Origin of the sequence: Bradyrhizobium sp. YR681 (assembly GCF_000282615.1) — a bacterium.
Taxonomy (GTDB): domain Bacteria; phylum Pseudomonadota; class Alphaproteobacteria; order Rhizobiales; family Xanthobacteraceae; genus Bradyrhizobium.
In genome coordinates this window covers 1-4,047 of record NZ_AKIY01000137.1, presented here as the reverse complement: position 1 = coordinate 4,047, position 4,047 = coordinate 1, and the positions used below count along the sequence as shown (strand labels likewise).

Here is a 4,047-nt window from a genome sequence, read left to right as displayed (position 1 = left end):
CCGGCTTCCGCCGCTACAAGAACGAGGAGATGCTGGAGATCGCCTCCGACCATCTCGACGTCCTCATTCCCTTCGTCTCGATCGACCCGCACAAGGGCAAGCTCGGGGTGCGCGAGGCGCGCAAGCTGATCGAGGAGTACGGCGTGCGCGGCTTCAAATTTCATCCGACCATGCAGGGTTTTTACGCCAACGATCGCATGGCCTACCCGCTCTACGAAGAGATCAACAATGGCGGCGCGATCGCGCTGTTCCACACCGGCCAGACCGGCGTCGGCTCGGGCATGCCCGGCGGCATGGGCATGCGGCTGAAATATTCCAACCCGATGTACATGGACGACGTCGCGGCCGATTTCCCCGACCTCAAGATCATCCTCGCCCATCCCTCCTTCCCCTGGCAGGAAGAGGCGCTGTCGGTCGCGACCCACAAGCCGAACGTCTATATCGACCTCTCCGGCTGGTCGCCAAAGTATTTCCCGCCGATCCTGGTGCGCTACATCAACTCGATCCTGCAGGACAAGATGCTGTTCGGCTCGGATTGGCCGGTGATCACGCCGGACCGCTGGCTGTCGGACTTCGCCAAGATCGAGATCCGCGACGAGATCAGGCCGAAGGTGCTGAAGGCCAACGCACGCAAGCTGCTGGGGATCTAACAAACGCATCGAGGGCTTCGATCGAGCGACCGAAGCCCTCATGCTCAAAGCATCAGACCTGCGCGAGGCCTCCGTCGACGAACACCTCGCTGCCGGTCATGAAGCTGCTGTCGGAGGACGCCAGGAACGCGGCGACCGCGCCCGTTTCCGACGGGGCTGCCACGCGCCCGAGCGGCGTCGTGCTTCCAAGCGCGTCGAACGCTTCCTCGCCCACGATCTCCAGCGCAAGCTCCGTCTTGATCGGCCCCGGCGACAGCACATTGACGCGGATGCCGGTGCCGCGCAGATCCTGCGCCCAGCTGCGTGCCAGATTCCGAACCGCAGCCTTGGTCGCGCTGTAGATGCTGAACTGCGGCGTCCCCATCACCCCCGTGCTCGAGCCGGTCAGGATGATCGACGCCCCCTGCTTCATCAGCGGCAGCGCCTTCTGCACCGAAAACACCAGTCCTTTCACATTGACGTCGAAGATGTGGTCGTAGTGCTCGACCGTGATCTCGCCGAGTGGTGCGAACAATCCGGTGCCGGCGTTGGCGAACAGGATGTCGAGCGCGCCGCGTTCGGCTTTAACGGTCGCATACAGCCGGTCGAGGTCCGACAGATCCGTCACCGAGCCCCTGATCGCGCGCGCCGAGGAACCCAGCTTCGCAACGGCGGCGTCGAGCTGCTCCTGCCGACGCCCGAAGAGGTAGACGAACGCGCCTTCGTCGATGAACCGTTTGGCGGCTCCGAATCCGATGCCGGTTCCTCCGCCGGTCACCACTGCCGTCTTGCCTTGTAGTCTGCTCATGATGTGCTCCTTCATTAGGGTTGCACTGAGCTGGCGGCCTACCCACCTATCGACAAGTATGCACCTTTTGGTAAGCGCCAGAAAATGTCAGACCCCATCGTTAATTCCGCGCAGACCTCACCGTCCGTCCAGAGTTGCACGCCGACTTTGCCAGGCTTCACTTGCGGCCTCGACGCGACCCTGCGGGTTATCGCCGGCAAGTGGAAACCGTTGATCCTGTACTTCCTCGCCCAGGGCGGCCCGACCCGTTACGGCGAACTCCGGCGAGCGGTACGCGACGTCAGCGACAAGATGCTCATCCAGCAGCTCAAGGAGCTCGAGGCCGACGGTCTCGTGAAGCGGACCGACTACAAGGAGGTGCCACCGCGGGTGGATTACAGCCTCACACCCTTGGGCCGTAGTCTGGCTGAGGCCCTCGTCCCGCTCTGCTCCTGGGGCGAGACCCACGTCGCAGAAGTCAGCCGGGTCTTCGCGCAGAGAGACACCTCGAACACCGGAGCACGGTAACCTGACCGCTCCGTTTCGCTTGGCGGGAGTATAGTCTTTCGCCCGCCACGCTGCAGGAGGACCAGCCGATGCCCCTCAAAGCCGTCGTCTTCGACGCCTACGGAACGCTCTACGACATCCAGTCGGTCGCTGAGATCACCGAGGATGCGTTTCCGGGCTATGGCGAGATCATCACGCAGATCTGGCGGATCAAGCAGCTCGAATACACCTGGTTGCGCTCGCTGATGCGGCGCTACCAGGATTTTGGCGCGGTCACGCGGGACTCGCTCGCCTATACGCTGCGCGTGCTCGGGCTTGCCTACGACAGCGAGGCGTTCGAGCGCATCATCGACAAGTATCGACATCTCGATCTCTATCCGGATGCAGCCGCTGCGCTTGCGGCGCTGAGGCCGCGTCAACTCGCCATCCTCTCCAATGGCAGTCCGGACATGCTGAACGCGCTGGTGCGCAACTCCGGCCTCGACCGCCTGCTCGATGCCACCATCAGCGTCGATGCGAACAGGATCTTCAAGCCGTCGCCGGAGGCTTACACGCTGATCGGCGAGGTGCTCGGCACCAGGCCGGACGAGGTGCTGTTCGTCTCGTCCAATCCCTGGGACGTGGCAGGCGCCAAGGCGTTCGGACTGAACGTCGCCTGGATCGAGCGGGTGACGCCGGAGGCGATGGCGCTGGCTTGCGTCGAGACCGAACTCGTGGCACCGCTGACGATGTTCAAGGCGATCCGCACCCAGATGGACGAGCTCGGCTTTGCGCCGGACCACCGCATCCGTTCGCTCTCCGAACTGGCAAAGATCGCATAAGTATCGCCGCCCGCCCGTGAGTTGTGAATGAGCCTGGAATCCGTTCGCGCCTTCTTCGCCGAAAAAGCCCCCGACATATCAGTCATCGAATCTCCGATCAGTTCGGCGACCGTGCCGCTGGCTGCCGAAGCCTATGGCGTCGAGCCCGGGCGGATCGCCAAGACACTGTCCTTGCGGATCGGCGAGCGCGTCATCCTGATCGTCGCCGCAGGCACTTCGCGAATGGACAACAAGAAGGTGAAGGCGGCGTTCGGCGGCAAGCCGAAGATGCTGGGGCTGGAAGAGGTCGCCGAGATCACCGGTCACGAGGTCGGCGGCGTCTGCCCGTTCGGGCTGAAGTCGCCGCTGCCGGTCTATTGCGACGTCTCGCTGAAGGCGTTCGACGTGGTGGTGCCGGCCGCAGGCTCGACCCACAGCGCGGTGCGCATCACGCCGGAACGGATGGCCGAGCTCACCGCAGCCGAATGGGTCGATGTCTGCGAGGTCAGGCCGTAAGGCCGCTGCGGGACGCCTGATGCATTTGTCGGTTGGGGAGGCTAATGTAGGAACCATGACCGACGACAAAGTGAAACGACGACTGACCACCGTGCTGTGCGCCGACGTGCACAGCTATTCTCGTCTCATGGAAGCCGACGAGACCGGAACGCTGGAGACACTCCGCCGCTACTTCGCTGCCATGGCGCGATTGGTCGAGCGGCATGACGGCCGCATCGTCAATACCTGGGGCGATGCCGTGATCGCCGAATTCGCCAGTGTCGTCGAAGCCGTGCAATGCGCGATCGAAATCCAGCAGGAAGCTTCCAATCAGGAGTCGGCCCCGCCCCAAGCGAACCCAATGCGATTCCGTATCGGCATCAACCTCGGCGATGTCATGGTGGACGGCACCAATATCTACGGTGACGGCGTCAACATCGCATCACGCCTGCAGGAGCTCGCTGAACCCGGCGGCGTCGTGATCTCGAGCTCCGTCTACGATCAGGTGCACAACAAGATGTCGGTCGGCTTCGACTGTCTCGGCCAGCGCCCCATGAAGAACATTGCGCCCCTGACCAGCTATCGGCTGACCCTCGGCGGCCAGACCGCCGGGCTGGGAAACTTCGCGATCAATGAGGGCGCAGCTCCTTCAGAGAGGGCACGCGCTCCGCGGATGGACCTCAGCCGCCAACCGTCTACGTCGACGAACGTCGTCTCGCATTGGCTGGGAAAGCTGCCCCGCCCGCTTGCAGCGGCTCTCACGGTGTCGGCCTTCCTGATTCTGATCAATCTTTTCACTGGCCATAAGATCTGGTTCCACTGGCCAAAC

Annotated in this window: 6 protein-coding genes; 5 read left to right on the top strand and 1 reads right to left on the bottom strand. The window is 63.2% G+C overall.

Features of this window, described 5'->3' with window-relative positions:
• The coding region (locus tag PMI42_RS12255; protein ID WP_008134239.1) for an amidohydrolase family protein at positions 1–650 on the top strand (650 nt) is incomplete at its 5' end.
• A gap of 52 nt (positions 651–702) precedes the next feature.
• On the opposite strand, the gene PMI42_RS12250 is transcribed toward PMI42_RS12255, so the two are convergent.
• Positions 703–1,437, bottom strand: coding sequence for an SDR family NAD(P)-dependent oxidoreductase (locus PMI42_RS12250; RefSeq protein ID WP_008134238.1), 735 nt, complete (start codon positions 1,435–1,437; stop codon positions 703–705).
• A gap of 84 nt (positions 1,438–1,521) precedes the next feature.
• Between PMI42_RS12250 and PMI42_RS12245 the strand changes: the two genes are divergently transcribed.
• The 4 genes from PMI42_RS12245 to PMI42_RS12230 form a co-directional block, all read left to right on the top strand.
• Positions 1,522–1,944, top strand: a complete 423-nt coding sequence (locus PMI42_RS12245; protein ID WP_008134236.1) for a winged helix-turn-helix transcriptional regulator — start codon at positions 1,522–1,524, stop codon at positions 1,942–1,944.
• A gap of 68 nt (positions 1,945–2,012) precedes the next feature.
• Positions 2,013–2,744, top strand: a complete 732-nt coding sequence (locus PMI42_RS12240) for a haloacid dehalogenase type II (RefSeq protein ID WP_008134234.1) — start codon at positions 2,013–2,015, stop codon at positions 2,742–2,744.
• Between the two features lie 27 nt (positions 2,745–2,771).
• Positions 2,772–3,239, top strand: coding sequence for a YbaK/EbsC family protein (locus PMI42_RS12235; RefSeq protein ID WP_008134233.1), 468 nt, complete (start codon positions 2,772–2,774; stop codon positions 3,237–3,239).
• 55 nt (positions 3,240–3,294) lie between these two features.
• A partial coding sequence (locus PMI42_RS12230; RefSeq protein ID WP_035965396.1) for an adenylate/guanylate cyclase domain-containing protein occupies positions 3,295–4,047 on the top strand: 753 nt, incomplete at its 3' end.

Bases quoted from the DNA above. Each gene is read 5' to 3' on its own strand.
- PMI42_RS12250 (WP_008134238.1), bottom strand. From the start codon at position 1,437: ATGAGCAGACTACAAGGCAAGACGGCAGTGGTGACCGGCGGAGGAACC.
- PMI42_RS12245 (WP_008134236.1), top strand. From the start codon at position 1,522: ATGTCAGACCCCATCGTTAATTCCGCGCAGACCTCACCGTCCGTCCAG.
- PMI42_RS12240 (WP_008134234.1), top strand. From the start codon at position 2,013: ATGCCCCTCAAAGCCGTCGTCTTCGACGCCTACGGAACGCTCTACGAC.
- PMI42_RS12235 (WP_008134233.1), top strand. From the start codon at position 2,772: ATGAGCCTGGAATCCGTTCGCGCCTTCTTCGCCGAAAAAGCCCCCGAC.